General features: G+C 58.3%; 15 protein-coding genes. 7 read left to right on the top strand and 8 right to left on the bottom strand.

Features of this window, described 5'->3' with window-relative positions:
* Positions 1-1,230, bottom strand: a complete 1,230-nt coding sequence (locus tag AC3WN7_RS23405; RefSeq protein ID WP_102675248.1) for an alpha-xenorhabdolysin family binary toxin subunit A — start codon at positions 1,228-1,230, stop codon at positions 1-3.
* 418 nt (positions 1,231-1,648) lie between these two features.
* The gene (locus AC3WN7_RS23400) at positions 1,649-2,527 is read right to left on the bottom strand and encodes an MBL fold metallo-hydrolase (RefSeq protein ID WP_102675249.1); all 879 of its coding nucleotides are present in this window, start codon (positions 2,525-2,527) and stop codon (positions 1,649-1,651) included.
* Positions 2,528-2,754: 227 nt separating this feature from the next.
* Here AC3WN7_RS23400 and AC3WN7_RS23395 point away from each other — a divergent pair, with 227 nt between their 5' ends.
* Positions 2,755-3,660 (top strand): LysR family transcriptional regulator, encoded by a 906-nt coding sequence (locus AC3WN7_RS23395; RefSeq protein ID WP_207258483.1) that lies wholly within the window; start codon positions 2,755-2,757, stop codon positions 3,658-3,660.
* A gap of 205 nt (positions 3,661-3,865) precedes the next feature.
* Positions 3,866-4,042 carry a hypothetical protein gene (locus tag AC3WN7_RS23390; protein ID WP_172435705.1) on the top strand — a complete coding sequence of 59 codons (177 nt, stop codon included), beginning with the start codon at positions 3,866-3,868 and terminating at the stop codon, positions 4,040-4,042.
* A gap of 9 nt (positions 4,043-4,051) precedes the next feature.
* Here the strand turns inward: AC3WN7_RS23390 and AC3WN7_RS23385 are convergent, their stop codons facing one another.
* The gene (locus tag AC3WN7_RS23385) at positions 4,052-4,948 is read right to left on the bottom strand and encodes a helix-turn-helix domain-containing protein (RefSeq protein WP_095965437.1); all 897 of its coding nucleotides are present in this window, start codon (positions 4,946-4,948) and stop codon (positions 4,052-4,054) included.
* A 191-nt stretch (positions 4,949-5,139) separates the two neighbouring features.
* Between AC3WN7_RS23385 and pobA the strand changes: the two genes are divergently transcribed.
* Positions 5,140-6,324 (top strand): 4-hydroxybenzoate 3-monooxygenase, encoded by a 1,185-nt coding sequence (gene pobA, locus AC3WN7_RS23380; RefSeq protein ID WP_173862140.1) that lies wholly within the window; start codon positions 5,140-5,142, stop codon positions 6,322-6,324.
* A 78-nt stretch (positions 6,325-6,402) separates the two neighbouring features.
* On the top strand, positions 6,403-7,920 hold the full coding sequence (locus tag AC3WN7_RS23375) for an MDR family MFS transporter (protein WP_102675251.1): 1,518 nt from the start codon (positions 6,403-6,405) through the stop codon (positions 7,918-7,920).
* A 138-nt stretch (positions 7,921-8,058) separates the two neighbouring features.
* Here AC3WN7_RS23375 and AC3WN7_RS23370 read toward each other — a convergent pair whose 3' ends face one another.
* The 4 genes from AC3WN7_RS23370 to AC3WN7_RS23355 all read right to left on the bottom strand — a co-directional run bounded on the left by AC3WN7_RS23370 (position 8,059) and on the right by AC3WN7_RS23355 (position 12,169).
* Positions 8,059-8,907 carry a cache domain-containing protein gene (locus tag AC3WN7_RS23370; protein ID WP_102675252.1) on the bottom strand — a complete coding sequence of 283 codons (849 nt, stop codon included), beginning with the start codon at positions 8,905-8,907 and terminating at the stop codon, positions 8,059-8,061.
* 277 nt (positions 8,908-9,184) lie between these two features.
* Positions 9,185-10,057: an ATPase gene (locus AC3WN7_RS23365; protein WP_095965441.1), complete on the bottom strand. Its 873-nt coding sequence runs from the start codon at positions 10,055-10,057 to the stop codon at positions 9,185-9,187.
* Positions 10,058-10,173: 116 nt separating this feature from the next.
* Positions 10,174-11,166 carry an NAD-dependent epimerase/dehydratase family protein gene (locus AC3WN7_RS23360; RefSeq protein WP_102675253.1) on the bottom strand — a complete coding sequence of 331 codons (993 nt, stop codon included), beginning with the start codon at positions 11,164-11,166 and terminating at the stop codon, positions 10,174-10,176.
* Positions 11,167-11,269: 103 nt separating this feature from the next.
* Positions 11,270-12,169: a LysR family transcriptional regulator ArgP gene (locus AC3WN7_RS23355; RefSeq protein WP_102675254.1), complete on the bottom strand. Its 900-nt coding sequence runs from the start codon at positions 12,167-12,169 to the stop codon at positions 11,270-11,272.
* Between the two features lie 95 nt (positions 12,170-12,264).
* On the opposite strand from AC3WN7_RS23355, the gene AC3WN7_RS23350 reads away from it, so the two are divergent.
* The 3 genes from AC3WN7_RS23350 to AC3WN7_RS23340 all read left to right on the top strand — a co-directional run bounded on the left by AC3WN7_RS23350 (position 12,265) and on the right by AC3WN7_RS23340 (position 14,036).
* The gene (locus AC3WN7_RS23350; protein ID WP_095965444.1) at positions 12,265-12,666 is read left to right on the top strand and encodes an ACT domain-containing protein; all 402 of its coding nucleotides are present in this window, start codon (positions 12,265-12,267) and stop codon (positions 12,664-12,666) included.
* 6 nt (positions 12,667-12,672) lie between these two features.
* Complete coding sequence (locus tag AC3WN7_RS23345) at positions 12,673-13,275, top strand: LysE/ArgO family amino acid transporter (protein WP_015096661.1); 603 nt, start codon at positions 12,673-12,675, stop codon at positions 13,273-13,275.
* Positions 13,276-13,439: 164 nt separating this feature from the next.
* Positions 13,440-14,036 (top strand): superoxide dismutase, encoded by a 597-nt coding sequence (locus tag AC3WN7_RS23340; RefSeq protein ID WP_008022038.1) that lies wholly within the window; start codon positions 13,440-13,442, stop codon positions 14,034-14,036.
* A gap of 179 nt (positions 14,037-14,215) precedes the next feature.
* On the opposite strand, the gene AC3WN7_RS23335 is transcribed toward AC3WN7_RS23340, so the two are convergent.
* Positions 14,216-14,476: a DUF6124 family protein gene (locus AC3WN7_RS23335; protein WP_095965445.1), complete on the bottom strand. Its 261-nt coding sequence runs from the start codon at positions 14,474-14,476 to the stop codon at positions 14,216-14,218.
* Between the last annotated feature and the right edge of the window lie 662 nt (positions 14,477-15,138).

Genomic DNA, 15,138 nt, shown 5'->3' with positions numbered 1-15,138 from the left:
TTACTTACCCTCAACAACCTGATTAAAAACCGTAGACAGCGCGTGAGCATGCCCTTGAATAGTTCTCCACGGATTAAAAATCGCCTGAAGGTTCAGCACCAACAAAATCAAATCCATCTCACTCGCGCCGTCTTCGAACCCTTCCAAAGACACACCCAGACTATTCCAGACAATACCGAGTACATCCTCAATGCATTTGATACCAATTTCAGCATCTTTCATTAATGCATGCATCTCGGAAAAATTTGTCGTCAGCGTTATTAAACTTTGAGACAGGCGAGCAGCCGACATCTGAACAACCAATCGATTCTTTTGCTCTAGCAATTCATTTTTCTGCGCTCTGGTTTTTTCAGCTTCGGCGCCGAATATACCGCCTGTCACTATCAGACCCAGTGGACCGAATACCAAACCAGCAAAGGCATACCCTACCTGATAGTCATACTCTGTTTGCTTTTCAGCAATTGTCTCATCAAGCTCTTTTATTTGTTTACGAAGTGCATCAACACCTTCATTTTTGTCGATGTTCGCCTCATCGACAGCGTTCATTTTGAGTGAAAGCTTGATCAATAACTCGTCCGATATCTTTCGAGAAAACTCAATAGCCAAAGCATTGACATCAGCAACCGCAAGGTAAAATTCCGCAACATCTTTTCTTGCAAACTTAAGGGCCCTATGGAGGCTTTCAACACGCTTTGTTTCGGTACTACTAAGTGGAATTGACGCTAGTTGTTTTTTTTCATCATCACTCAGTGAATCTATATTGCCTTCCACGCGCCTGTAGGTTTCGGATGCCTTCAAGAGATTGATGATCGCCGATCCGCTTTCAAAAAAATTTCTGGCAAACAAGTCCAGTCTGTTTCCGATGTTTTTAGTCTCTCGCTCCAAGGTTGCCCAAGATAAAGCATGCGAATGAATTTCCTGATAGAACTGCTGCATGCTTGTCGGTTCAAGCAGCGGATGCCCTGCGTTTTTGTACCCAAGATAATTTTCAATATCACCGATATTGACTGGCAACGAAAGCCCAGCACGAACATAACGCTTAATCATTACCACATGATTTTTTTTGACAATAAATGTTTCATCATCAATATTTTCCGCCTTTTTTTCAAAGTATTGCACAGGTACAAATCTGGCAGCATCAACTATGCTATTAATACCTTCCAACTGTGAAAGAACCTGTTCCCCCGTGACCTCCAATTCCTTGGCAGCCGTCTCCAGATCAATTTCCATATATTCCCCACGATTGAGTTAATATTCATACGCATCACAAAGCAACGAATAGAGCTCATGACCATAGAATAATACCCCCCCCAACAACCGACCTACTATCATCCGCCCACACCAAACTACGTAGGACTTATCACCACCGATTAAAAATCGCTCAAATAAAAACAACCTCAAACCCAACTACATCAGAGATATTTATATACCCCACCAATACACATGGAACTTTTATCATTTATGCGAACTCTCAAGACGTTCAAAAAACGCCCACACAACAAAAAACACGAAGTACATTTCATTGTCGACGGGGAAAATGACCTGAGCTTCGAGCTACTATTGAATTTTATGTTTCCTACACAAACACCCCGAACATTCGAGGTGTTTGTACAAGTCTATTCCCACCTGCGTGGGAACAATTAGCGACTTACCACTTCATCTCGCCCTTGGCGACTTTGGCGCTCAGTTCCAGGGAGCTTTCATCGCCCAGTGCCGGGAAGCGTTTTTTCATTGCCGCAATCAGTTCAGCAGAATCCCTGGCCTTGGCAGTTTCTTCGTCGAAGGCCTTGATGTAATTGGCGGTGAACTGCACGGCGGCCAGGGAGCGACCGCTCTCGCCGAGGTAATGGCCCGGCACCACGACCTGCGGTTTCAGGGTTTCAATGGAATGCAGCGTAGCCAACCAATCGGCATGGGACTGCGGCGTTTGCGTATCGGCCATCCACACGTGGATGTTTTGCGCCACCACAACACCACCGACGACCGCCTTGATCGACGGAATCCACACAAAGCTGCGATCCGGTTGCGGCCCCTCAAGTCCAAGCACCTGCAACTTCTGTCCTTCAAGGACCAGGCTGTCGCCCTTGAGCACGTCCGGCACGATGGTTTTGGCCGGCACATCGGCGCCCATTTTCGGCCCCCAGAAAGCCAGTTTGCCTTCGACGGTTTGCTTGATGTGATCAACGGTCGGCTGCGAGGCGAGGACCTTGGCCTTGGGGAACGCGGCCGTCAGGGTGTCGAGGCCGAAGTAGTAGTCCGGGTCGCCGTGACTGATGTAGATGGTGGTCAATTGCTTGCCGCTGGCGCGGATTTTTTCCACCACCTGCTCGGCCTGGGATTTGCCGAATTGGGCATCCACCAGAATCGCTTCCTTTTCGCCGCTGACCAGCACCGAGGTCACCGGGAAGATGGCTTTTTCGCCAGGGTTGTAGACATCCAGCGTCAGGGGCGAGGCGGCTGCATGGGCGGCGAAGCCGAGGGCGGCACTGGCCAGTAAAACGCGCTTGAGGGTGGTGAAACCGATCATTTGTTGCTCCGTTGTCCGAATGCCGTGCTTGGCGGATGCCCTTTTTTGTAGGAGCGAGCTTGCTCGCGATGGTCGCAAACGATGACGCGTATTTATCGGGGGATACGCGGTGTATTTGAATTCATCGCGAGCAAGCTCGCTCCTACAGGGGAACAGAGCTTAGTTGCCTGACTCGGTACAAAAAATGCGATGCTTGAACATAGTTTGTTTCTGAAAGCGGGCAAATCATGGATCGTCTTCAAGCAATGCGTGTGTTCGTCACGGTGGTCGACCTCGGCAGCCAGTCGGCCGCCGCCGATCACCTGGAGCTGTCACGGCCGGTGGTGTCGCGGTATCTGGCGGAACTGGAAGATTGGGTTGGCGCGCGCCTGATGCATCGCACCACACGCAAGTTGAGCCTGACCGCCGCCGGCAACGAGATCCTGCCCCGCTGCCGGCAGATGCTCGACTTGTCCAGCGACATGCAAGCCGCCGTCAGCGAACCGGACGACGCACCGCGCGGCCTGCTGCGGATCAGTGTCAGCACCTCGTTCGGTCAGGCGCAACTGGCCGATGCCATGGCCGCGTACGTCAAGCGCTACCCCGGCGTCAGCGTCGACATGCAGATGCTCGACCGCACCGTGAACCTGGTGGATGAGCGCATCGACCTGGCGATCCGCACCAGCAACGATCTGGATCCGAACCTGATCGCCCGCCGCCTGACGGTTTGCCGCTCGGTGATCTGCGCTTCCCCTGCTTACTTGCGCGAACATCCGGTGCCGCAACGGGTCGAGGACCTGAGCCTGCACAATTGCCTGACCCACTCCTACTTCGGCAAAAGCCTCTGGCATTTCGAGCAGGACGGCGAGCAGGTTTCAGTACCGGTGCAGGGCAACATCAGCGCCAACGAGGCCAGCACACTGTTGCGCGCAACGATCGCCGGCGCCGGGGTGGCGATGCTGCCCACCTACCAGGCCGGCGTGCACATTCACAGCGGCGAATTGATTCGCCTGCTGCCGGCGGCCGAACCCCGGCAAATGAACGTGTATGCGGTGTATGCCTCACGCAAGCACATGCCGGTGGCGCTGCGCAGCTTGCTGGACTTTCTGGTGCTCAGATTTCCGGAGGTACCGGAGTGGGATGTGGGCCTGTAACCCGATCAATATGTGGGAGCGGGCTTGCTCGCGAAGAGGTCGGTACATCCGACGCAAATTTTGTGCATGAAATACCGCCTTCGCGAGCAAGCCCGCTCCCACAGGGGGCATCAGTATTCTGAATACCGCGCTATTGCTGGCAACCCACCAGCGCTGACCTATGCTCAAAGTAATACCGAAAGGTATTGGTTCAGAGGTCAACGCCATGAACATCAGAACAAGAAGATACCTCGCGATCTTCATCACCTGCGCGGTCACGCTCGGGCTGTATGGCGCTGCCGCCTGGCGCGTCGAGCAACTGCGCAACCAGCCCCGTGAAGCCGCGAGCTGCAACTTCGAGCGCTGCATCCCCCACAACGCCACCCTCAACGCCCTCCGGTAACGAAGGGGGTCAGGCTTCGTTGTCCTGATCGGCCTTCAAGCGGTCACGGAAGGCCTTGGGCGAAATCCCCACACGACGCCGGAACAGGCGCGTGAAGTTGGTCGGATCGGAAAACCCCAACACGTCGGACATTTCATAAATGGTCATGCTGGTGTAGGTCAGCAAGCGCTTGGCCTCCAGCAATTGCCGTTCGTGCATGATCTGCAACGCCGGTTGCCCCGCCAGCTCACGGCAGGTGCCGTTGAGGTGCGACACGGAAATCCCCAGCCGGTGCGCCAGATCCTCGACCTTGACGTGCTGGCGATAAGTCTCTTCCACCAGTTGAATAAAGCCGTTGAGGTATTCCCGGGCCCGCTGCGGTCGCGCCATGGCGGTGCGACGCTGGATCACCTGGCGGCTGACCCACACCACGATTACGCTGACCAGCGAATGCATGAGCATTTCCCGCGCCGGTTGATGGCTGTTGTATTCGCTCTGCAGGGCACTGAACAGGCTGTTGAGGTACTCGGCGTCCTTGCCTGCCGGGTAACTTTCGGCCTGGGCCAGGGCATTGACCGAGTGTCCCAACTGCATCTGCAGATGGGCGATCAGCGGCGCGGCCAGGGTCACGACAAAGCCCTCCACGTCTTCGCAAAAGCGAAAGCCATGAACCGACAGCGGTGGCAGGATCTGGATCCCCGGTTCCACCAGTTGCGTACGTTGGCCTTCGATTTCAAGCTCTGCCTGACCTTTGAATACGAAGAGCAGTTGGCATAAATCAGCGTGGCGGTGGGGTTTGATTTCCCAATGATGTTCGCGGCTGCGTTTGGAAATGGTCTCACAGTGCAGCAAGTCCGGGGTCGGCCAATCCAGGCTTTCACCGTAGAGCTTGAACACCGGAATCGAAGGCAGGTCAGGCTTGTTCATCACTTCAATCCAGGCCTCGGAGTTTGATGGCGGGCGATAATCGCACCGATTGGCAGAATGTACAGCTTTCGGCTCAGTTTTCACCTTCAATTGACAGACTCGCAAGGGAAAAATGCAAGCACTCGATCCATAAAAATCATTCACCGCCCCTGGTCGCGTGAAGCTTGCGAGTCATAAAAACAATGAAAACGCTGAAAACCCAGGTCGCCATCATTGGTGCCGGCCCTTCAGGCTTGTTGCTCGGCCAATTGCTGCACAACGCCGGTATCGACACCCTCATTCTCGAACGTCAGACCCCAGACTATGTACTGGACCGAATCCGCGCCGGCGTGCTTGAACAAGGCATGGTAGAGCTGTTGCGCCAGGCCGGCGTGAGTCAGCGCATGGACGCCGAGGGGCTGGTGCATGGCGGCTTCGAACTGGCCCTCGACGGGCGCCAGGTGCACATCGATCTGCACGCCCTCACGGGTGGCAAAACCGTGATGATCTACGGCCAGACCGAGGTCACCCGGGACCTGATGGCCGCCCGTCGGGAGGCCGGCGCGCAAACGATTTACCAGGCAGCCAACGTCGTTCCACACGGTATGAAAACCGATGAAGCCTTTGTCACTTTTGAGAAAGATGGTGAGACCTGGCGACTCGATTGCGACTATATCGCCGGTTGCGACGGCTTCCATGGCGTGGCGCGGCAATCGATTCCTGCCGAGAGCCTGAAAGTCTTCGAACGGATCTACCCCTTCGGCTGGCTCGGGATCCTGGCCGATACCCCACCGGTCCACGACGAACTGGTCTACGCCCGCCATGAGCGTGGTTTTGCCCTGTGCAGCATGCGCTCGCCGACACGCACCCGTTACTACCTTCAAGTACCCACCAGCGATCATGTCGATAACTGGTCGGATCAACGCTTCTGGGATGAACTCAAGACGCGGTTGCCACAAGCGTTGGCAGACAAACTGGTGACCGGCCCGTCCATCGAAAAAAGCATCGCGCCGCTGCGCAGCTTCGTGGTCGAACCGATGCAATACGGGCGGATGTTCCTGGTCGGCGATGCGGCGCACATCGTTCCGCCCACCGGCGCCAAGGGCCTGAACCTGGCAGCCAGCGATGTGAGTACGCTGTTCAATATCCTGCTCAAGGTTTACCGTGAAAAACGCGTTGATCTGCTGGAGAAATACTCGCAAATCTGCCTGCGCCGGGTGTGGAAGGCCGAGCGGTTTTCCTGGTGGATGACCTCGATGCTGCACCGTTTCGAGGACCACGATGCCTTTAGCCAGCGCATTGCCGAGTCGGAACTGGACTATTTCATCGGTTCCGAGGCGGGTCGAAAAACCATTGCGGAAAACTACGTCGGGCTTCCTTATGAGGCTATCGAATAGCCTGCTATCGACTTACACTGGCGAGCATCCCCGCTCGCCTTGCCTCGTGCGGGTCAATCAATGCCCGCAGGTTTTCCCGTGACCAATCTCCATCAGCCTGAAACGCCCAAACCCGCCATCCGCAGCGTGCTGATCGCGCTGATGCTGGCGATCTTTCTCGGGGCGCTGGACCAGACCATCGTCGCCGTGTCGATGCCGGCCATCTCCGCACAGTTCAAGGACGTCAGCCTGCTGGCCTGGGTGATTTCCGGCTACATGGTGGCCATGACCGTGGCGGTGCCGATCTACGGCAAATTGGGCGACCTGTACGGGCGGCGCAAGTTGATGCTGTTCGGCATGGGCCTGTTCACCCTGGCGTCGGTGTTCTGCGGTATGGCCCAGAGCATGGAGCAACTGGTTCTGGCGCGGATCTTCCAGGGCATCGGGGCCGGCGGAATGATTTCGGTGAGCCAGGCGATCATCGGTGACATCGTGCCGCCACGGGAGCGCGGTCGTTATCAGGGTTATTTCAGCAGCATGTACGCGGTGGCCAGCGTGGCCGGCCCGGTGCTCGGCGGTTACATGACCGAATACCTGTCCTGGCGCTGGGTGTTCCTGATCAACCTGCCGCTGGGCCTCGGTGCCTGGCTGGTGGCCCATCGCACGCTGGTGGGCCTGCCGGTTCCGCAACGCAAACCGGTCATCGACTACCTGGGCACCGTGTTGATGATCATAGGGCTGACGGCATTGTTGCTGGGCATCACGCAGGTCGGTCAGGGTCATTCCTGGCGCAGTGCCGAAGTGCTGGCGCTGCTCGCTTGTGCGGTACTGGTGCTTGGACTGTTCGTGGCGCACGAGCGGCGGGCACGGGAGCCGTTGCTGCCCATGCATCTGTTCGCCAACCGCCCTGCGATCCTGTGCTGGTGCACGATTTTCTTCACCAGTTTCCAGGCCATCTCGCTGATCGTATTGATGCCGCTGCGCTTCCAGAGCGTCACCGGCGCCGGGGCCGACAGCGCGGCCCTGCACCTGCTGCCGCTGGCCATGGGCTTGCCGATTGGCGCGTATTTCGCCGGCCGCCGCACCTCCGTGACCGGACGCTACAAACCGATGATCCTCACCGGCGCCTCGCTGATGCCCATCGCGATTACCGGCATGGCATTCAGCCCACCGCAGGCGTTCGTCGTGAGCAGCTTGTTCATGCTGCTCTGCGGGATTGCCTCAGGCATGCAGTTCCCGACATCGTTGGTCGGCACGCAGAACTCGGTGGACCAGCGAGACATAGGCGTCGCCACCAGCACCACCAACCTGTTCCGTTCGCTGGGCGGTGCCGTGGGTGTGGCGTTGATGTCGGCGCTGCTGCTGGCTTTGTTGCAGGATTCAAGTTTTGCGCACCTGGCCGGCTCGTCGCTGATTGCCGAAGGCAGTTCGGGGAATGTGTTGCTCGACGGATTGAACGCCGCACCGGGTGAGGCGCAGAACGCCTTGCGTGCTGAATTGCTGCTGACGTTCCGGCACTTGCTGACGGTCAGTGCGGTGGTGTCGTTGCTGGGGCTGGCGGCGGCGATTGCCATGCCGAACATGTTGTTGCGCGGGCGCGAGGACAAGGTTCGATAGGTAGACCGAGTTGCCTGTATTCGCGAGCAAGCCCGCTCCCACAGTTGACCGCGTGCTGATGAAGAACTCGGTCTAATGTGGGAGCGGGCTTGCTCCGGGCGGCGTTCCGACGAAGGCGTCCTCATTGAAACCCTAAAATCAAGGGCTGTAATACCCCACAGCCACCAGAAAATGCCCGACCTTCTTCAGGTAGGCATGCTTGTTCTCGACCTTGCCGGTCACCGGGTTTTTCCAGCGGTATTCGTATTCGCCGTAATCCTGTTTGGCCATCAACGCCAGAATCGGCTCGCCCACCGGCTTGCCTTCCGGGTCTTCGATCTTGCTGAAGTCGGTATTGATCAGCCGCAGGTTGGTGCCGTGGGCCACATAACGCCGGGTGTCCAGGTCGACGACAAACACATACAGGTCATCCTGCAGGTAGCCGCCCTTGAGGGAATTGATCGCCGTCAGGGTGCCCCTTTCGTCCCTGGCCAGATCGGTTGCCGCTTTGTTCAGCAAGGCCATGGCCTGTTCAGCGGAGGCTCGGGGCAGGTAATAACCGACCGCCAGAATCCTCTGGCCGATGCGCTGGTAGTAGACATGCTTGCGCTCGACCTTGCCGTCGCTCCAGTTCTGCCAGCGATACTCCGCCTGCTGAATGCCATTGCCCTCCGGCACCTTCAGGGCGTCCTTGAAGGTTTTCTGCAAGTCCGGAGCCAGCACTTGCGACACGTCCCGGCCAATCAACGCCGACGACGGTCCGCCGCTGGCTAGCATCACGCCCTTGGTGTCGAGCACAAAGACGTAACGGTCCTTGTCGACAAACTCGCCCTGGCGACTGAACGCCGCAAAGGCCTTGTCGCCGTTCTGATGGTAGTAGGCCAAGGCTTTTTCCAGCAGAGCGATGGCCGCCTTGCTGTCATCCTTTTCCGTCCCGGCGGCTTGTGCCTGGCCCAGGCACAGTAAAAACATGCCGAACAGCAAGGCGGACTTATGCAGAAACCCCATTGCGCATCCCTCGTTCCTGATGGTGTTTCAAGAGCGTAGACGGCAATGGGGGAGGCATGGATATTCAGGAAAACAACGGAATGCTGTGGTGCGCTGGGCTTTTGTGGCGAGGGGGCTTGCCCCCGTTGGGTGGCGAAGCCGCCCCAAATCCATTCGCCGCGGTTTGCCAGATAAACCCCGGTACCTGATTTACGACTGCTGCGCAGCCGAACGGGGTGGTGCGGCATTCCGACAAGCCCCCTCGCCACAGCAAGCCCCCTCGCCACAAGTGCTCGTATTACTGCCGGGCGCGCAACTGCTGTTGCAGGTTCTGGATCTGCGCCTGAAGGGTATTGATGTTGCGGGTGACCTGGCTGCGGAAGGCATCGAACTCAGCGGTATTGGTCGCGCCCGGTGCGGCGGCCGGACGGTTGTCCTGCACGCTCTTGAGCACGACGATATCTTGCTCGAGACGCTCGATGGCAGCGCTCGGGTTGCCTTGCTTCTTCAGGGCGACGATATCGGCACCCAGGCTTTTCAACTGTGCATCGAATTTTTCCGAGTCGGACGGAGCACTTTTCAGGGCGGCCACTTCAGCACTCAAGGCTTTGACCTCAGCCTGCAACTGCGTATTGACCGCCTGATGTTCGGTGCCCTGGGCAGTCATCAGTGCAAGGCGCTTGTCCACTTCGGTAGTTTGCGCAGTCATTTGCGCCAGCCGCTTGTCCAGGTCCGAGGCCTGGCCGGCCACACCTTGCTGCTGGGTGCTCTGATCCTGGAGCTTGCCTTCCAGCTGGCGGATTTGCAGCTTCAAGGCCTCGCTGTCGGTGGTGACACTGGTCTGGCTGGCCACGACCTTTCCGGAAATGTCCTGCAGGCGCCCTGCCGCTTCCTCGCTGATTCGCGCGAAACTTTCCTGGGTCGCCACCAGTTGCTGTTCCATCAGGGAGATCTGCTGAAAGCTCCACCAGGCCAGGCCCGCGAACGCAAAGAACAACGCCCCGACCAACGCCCACAGGGGACCGGTACTCGCCGCCTTGACCTTCACCACCGGCGCCGTGCGCGAATGCACGACCGTGCGAGCAGTGGGCGGATAATCGTCATCGAGAACGTCTGCACGCAAGCTCGGTACATCGTCGAAGTCGTCGTTGGCATCGTTTCGCATGGACATTGAATCAACCTTTGTGAATCACATAATGGCTTTATGCCGCGCAGTATAAACCCCACTGCCGCAACCATTGACCCCCAAGCCCGTATCCGGTTCAGAAATGGCGCGCTGTTCGAGCCTCAGCGAATATCCTGCGCCTTCCACCAGCCACAGAATTCATCAAGCGCCGTCCAGAGGCTGACCTTGGGATCGTAATCCAGATAATGCCGGGCGCGACTGATGTCCAGGGTGAAATTTTTGTTCATGACTTGCATGCCCAGGCGCGACAGCGTCGGTTCGGGACGCCCCGGCCACACCTTGCACACGCCCTCGTTGAGCGCCGCCACGCTGTAGCCCAGGCCGTAGGAACGGTAACGGGTGACCTGTGGGACGTCCATTTTGCGCATGACGTAATTAACCACGTCCCACAAAGGAATCGGCGTGCCGTTGCTGATGTTGTAAGCCTTGCCCAGCGCGGAACCGCTGGCCAGCAAACTGCTGAGCAACGCCTCGTTGAGGTTTTGCACGCTGGTGAAATCCACTTTGTTCAGACCGTTGCCGATGATTGCCAGGCGCCCCTTGCGCTGCATGTTCAACAGGCGCGGGAAGATGCTCATGTCGCCGGCCCCGGTCACGAAACGCGGGCGCAGGGCCAGGGTTTCGAGACCGAACTCCTGGGCGCCGAAGACTTTTTGCTCGGCCAGGTACTTGGTGGCGGCATAAGGGTGTTTGAAGCGCTTGGGCACCTGCTCTTCGGTCAGGCCCAGGTGGTCTCGACCATCGAAATAGATCGACGGCGACGACAAATGCACCAGTCGGCGTACCCGTTGCTTGAGGCAGGCTTCGACCACGTTCTCGGTGACCTGGACGTTGCCCTGATGGAAATCCTGATAACGCCCCCATAAACCGACGGCACCGGCGCAATGCACCACGGCCTCGACGTCCGAACACAGTTCGCGCGCCAGTTCCGGGTCGCTCAAGTCGCCCTGGATGAATTCGGCCCCGCGGCGTACCAGATGCTCCACACTCTCGGCCCGGCGACCGTTGACCCGCACGTCCAGGCCCTGCTCCAGGGCAAAACGCGCAAAGCGTCCGCCGATGAAGCCGCTTGCGCCGGTAACCAGAATCTTCATGAATTGCTCCAACAAATGCAGCCGCGAGCTTCAAGCGGCAAGCTGCAAGTTAAAAACGGACCGCAAGCGCTTCACTTGCAGCTTGCAGCTTGCAGCTTGACGCTTAAGGCTGCTCCCAGGGCACCAGACATTGCTTGGATGCGCTGACCAATTGATCGGTGAGCAGCCCCAGCAACTGACCGCCATTACGCCAATGATGCCAGTACAGCGGCACATCGATCGGCTTATCTGGCAATAACTCCCGCAACACGCCCCTTTCAAGTTGCTCGCGTACCTGCAGTTCCGGAACCAGGCCCCAGCCCAGGCCGGCTTCGGTCAATCGAATAAAGCCTTCCGACGACGGGCATAAATGGTGTTCGAAACCACCCTCGACGCCGAGGGACGCAAGATACCGATGCTGCAGGAAATCGTCCGGCCCAAACACCAGCGCCGGGGTGCGGGCCAACTGATCGGCGCGTACGCCTTGCGGAAAATGCCGGGCAATAAAGGCCGGGCTGGCCAGCGCACGGTAACGCATGGCTCCCAGCAGCACGCTGCGCGCGCCTGCCACCGGACGCTCGCTGGCGCAGACACAGGCTGCCACCTCGCCAGCGCGCATGCGCTTGAGGCCGACGGTCTGGTCTTCGACCACCAGATCCATCAACAGATGCTGTTGCGCGCAAAACTCCCCCACCGCCTGCGCCCACCAGGTGGCCAGGCTGTCGGCGTTCAGGGCGATCCGCAGGCGTTCCGGCAGGCCCTCTTCATCCAGTGCCGGCACCAGGCTTTGCAAATCCCGTTCAAGCAAGCGCACCTGCTGCACGTGGTTGAGCAACCGCCGACCGATTTCCGTCGGCGTTGGCGGTGTAGCTCGCACCAGCACCGGCTGGCCAACCCGCGCTTCCAGCAGCTTGATGCGCTGGGATATCGCCGACTGCGACAGGCCCAGCACCTGGGCGGCCCGTTCAAAACCGGCTTGTTCGACCACGGCGGCCAAGGCAGAAAGCAATTTATAGTCGAACATCAGTTTTCCTAATGAGCGATCAGCAAGATTGGTTTTTCTTATACAGCTTTCACAGGGACAATGACCAGCAAGAACTCTTGAACAAGGAACACCACATGGCTGGCGAAACTTCATTGGCAACGCTGCTGCGCAGCATGAGCCCGCAACTCAATGCCGGCGAATACGTGTTCTGCACCCTGCGCGACGGCCAGTTGCCTGCAGACCTGGAGATTGTCGGCAGCTTCCGCGAGCAGGAAGGCCTGACCGTGATACTCGAACGCTCCCAAGCCGAAAAAGCCGGGTTCAGCTTCGACTACGTCGCCGCCTGGATCACCCTGAACGTGCATTCGGCACTCGAAGCGGTTGGCCTGACCGCCGCGTTCGCCACGGCATTGGGCAAGGCCGGCATCAGTTGCAACGTGATTGCCGGCTACTACCACGACCATTTGTTTGTCGGCCAGGCCGACGCCGACCGTGCCCTGCAGGTGCTGCGGGATCTGGCAGCCAACGCGGAGTAAAAAATCATGTGGCAAAGTTATATGAACGGCCTGTTGGTGGCCTTTGGCTTGATCATGGCGATCGGCACCCAGAATGCGTTTGTCCTCGCGCAAAGCCTGCGGCGTGAACATCACCTGCCGGTCGCGGCACTCTGCGTGGCCTGCGACGCCCTGCTGGTGGCGGCCGGGGTGTTCGGCCTGGCGACGGTATTGGCACAGAACCCGACATTGCTGGCCATCGCCCGCTGGGGCGGTGCAGCGTTTCTGTTGTGGTATGGCACCCAGGCACTGCGCCGGGCCTTTTCGAAACAGAGCCTTGAGCAGGGCGAGGGTCAGACCGTACGCTCGCTGCGGGCGGTCATGCTCAGCGCACTGGCGGTGACCTTGCTCAACCCGCACGTCTACCTGGACACCGTCTTGCTGATCGGCTCCCTGGGCGCACAACAAACCGAGCCCGGCGCTTATGTGGTCGGCGCGGCCAGTGCCTCGCTGCTGTGGTTCTTCACCCTGGCGCTGGGCGCGGCCTGGCTGGCACCCTGGCTCGCCCGCCCCGGTACCTGGCGAATTCTCGATCTGTTGGTGGCGGTGATGATGTTTGCCGTAGCGCTGCAATTGATCGCGGCCATCTGATTGGCGGAACCTCTATTCCACACAGTTGTTGCGTGGTTATGCCGCCCCCCCGGTGCTATGATCCGACTCCCTGCGCCGCAAAGAGTACAAACTCCCCGGCGCTTGTCTGGCCGCCCGTGATCGGCCTTGCGCTCACCGCAACTGACCTGATTAGGAGAATCATCATGGCTTTCGAATTGCCGCCACTGCCGTACGCACACGATGCCCTGCAGCCGCACATTTCCAAGGAAACTCTGGAATTCCACCACGACAAGCACCACAACACCTACGTCGTGAACCTGAACAACCTGGTGCCAGGCACCGAGTTCGAAGGCAAGACCCTGGAAGAAATCGTCAAGACTTCCTCGGGCGGTATCTTCAACAACGCCGCACAGGTCTGGAACCACACTTTCTACTGGAACTGCCTGGCGCCAAACGCCGGTGGTCAACCAACCGGCGCTTTGGCTGAAGCCATCAACGCAGCTTTCGGTTCGTTCGACAAGTTCAAGGAAGAGTTCAGCAAGACTTCCATCGGCACCTTCGGTTCCGGTTGGGGCTGGCTGGTGAAGAAGGCTGACGGTTCCCTGGCCCTGGCCAGCACCATCGGCGCCGGCAACCCGCTGACCAACGGCGACACCCCGCTGCTGACCTGCGACGTCTGGGAACACGCTTACTACATCGACTACCGCAACCTGCGTCCGAAGTACGTCGAAGCGTTCTGGAACCTGGTCAACTGGAAATTCGTGGCTGAGCAGTTCGAAGGCAAAACCTTCACCGCTTAAGCACGACGCCAGTCAAAAAACCCGGCTTTTCAGCCGGGTTTTTTATTGCCCGGGATTTTTCAGCGTTCGACAGGGCCCCTTCGCGAGCAAGCCCGCTCCCACATTTGATCTGTATACGACCCGATCCAGTGTGGGAGCGGGCTTGCTCGCGAAGAACGATGACGCGGTTAGCCTGCCAACTACTGCGGATCGAGGTTATCCAATGCGCGACTCACCGCCAGCTCCGCCAACATGACAATCTGAGAAATGGCCAGCGCTGTGTTGCGCTGGGGGCCATTCAGGTAGGTCGCGAAATCACTCGCCAGGACATTGGCTGAAGCCAGTGATTCACAGGCGTGGGCAAGAAGGGTTTCAGTGTCCATGTCGGGAACGATCATGAACATGGTGTGAGGGCTGTAGGGTTTGGTGGTGCTGGGGGGATCGGGGATTAATTTATCCACTGAAATATTCCTATGCGGTGGGTGCCACCCATAGCCGTTCTCACACGGCAAAGAGGTGGCAGCTATGTGCGAGGTGAGAAAACCGGTCATAGGCACCCGGCCAGACAAAAGTCTGCCCGCACACAGCCGCCATAACGCATTTACAGACAGCGGATAAGCTGGCGGCAATTATGCGGATACTGGCACTGGATGACTATGACTTGCCGGGTTCTCACACCCGATCGCTGAGTTTTCAGCGACAGTCAGAGGCTATTGAGTCCGCTTCCGACGGGCAACCTGAAAACTGCGTGGGAAACTTCTGGCGCTTTCCTACACCGCGCCATCTCGCAAAAACGTAACGCGGAGCGCACTTGGCAGCACTCCCACGCGGGCGTGTGGAAACGATGTGTTGAGGTGTGGCTGAAAATGCAATGTCGACTGTCCCGCCATCTTCGCGAGCAGGATCGTTCACATTGGGCCCCCGGTTTTTAGCCGGGACTTCTGGCCACTGAAGCCCCCCTGTAGGAGCGAGCTTGCTCGCGATGGACGTCAACGATAACGCGTACTGCCAGAACGCCCGCGTTGTCCTGGCGTTTTTCGCGAGCAAGCTCGCTCCTACAGGGCCGAGCGTTAGTTCGCCTGCCGCTCTTGATCTTGATGAAACAAGCCTCCCCCCCTTGCCC

This window comes from Pseudomonas sp. FW305-70 (assembly GCF_058783925.1).
This window is presented reverse-complemented; position numbering and strand designations above follow the sequence as displayed.

Bases quoted from the DNA above. Each gene is read 5' to 3' on its own strand.
- AC3WN7_RS23405 (WP_102675248.1), bottom strand. From the start codon at position 1,230: ATGGAAATTGATCTGGAGACGGCTGCCAAGGAATTGGAGGTCACGGGG.
- AC3WN7_RS23400 (WP_102675249.1), bottom strand. From the start codon at position 2,527: ATGATCGGTTTCACCACCCTCAAGCGCGTTTTACTGGCCAGTGCCGCC.
- AC3WN7_RS23395 (WP_207258483.1), top strand. From the start codon at position 2,755: ATGGATCGTCTTCAAGCAATGCGTGTGTTCGTCACGGTGGTCGACCTC.
- AC3WN7_RS23390 (WP_172435705.1), top strand. From the start codon at position 3,866: ATGAACATCAGAACAAGAAGATACCTCGCGATCTTCATCACCTGCGCG.
- AC3WN7_RS23385 (WP_095965437.1), bottom strand. From the start codon at position 4,948: ATGAACAAGCCTGACCTGCCTTCGATTCCGGTGTTCAAGCTCTACGGT.
- AC3WN7_RS23370 (WP_102675252.1), bottom strand. From the start codon at position 8,907: ATGGGGTTTCTGCATAAGTCCGCCTTGCTGTTCGGCATGTTTTTACTG.
- AC3WN7_RS23365 (WP_095965441.1), bottom strand. From the start codon at position 10,057: ATGTCCATGCGAAACGATGCCAACGACGACTTCGACGATGTACCGAGC.
- AC3WN7_RS23360 (WP_102675253.1), bottom strand. From the start codon at position 11,166: ATGAAGATTCTGGTTACCGGCGCAAGCGGCTTCATCGGCGGACGCTTT.
- AC3WN7_RS23355 (WP_102675254.1), bottom strand. From the start codon at position 12,169: ATGTTCGACTATAAATTGCTTTCTGCCTTGGCCGCCGTGGTCGAACAA.
- AC3WN7_RS23350 (WP_095965444.1), top strand. From the start codon at position 12,265: ATGGCTGGCGAAACTTCATTGGCAACGCTGCTGCGCAGCATGAGCCCG.
- AC3WN7_RS23345 (WP_015096661.1), top strand. From the start codon at position 12,673: ATGTGGCAAAGTTATATGAACGGCCTGTTGGTGGCCTTTGGCTTGATC.
- AC3WN7_RS23340 (WP_008022038.1), top strand. From the start codon at position 13,440: ATGGCTTTCGAATTGCCGCCACTGCCGTACGCACACGATGCCCTGCAG.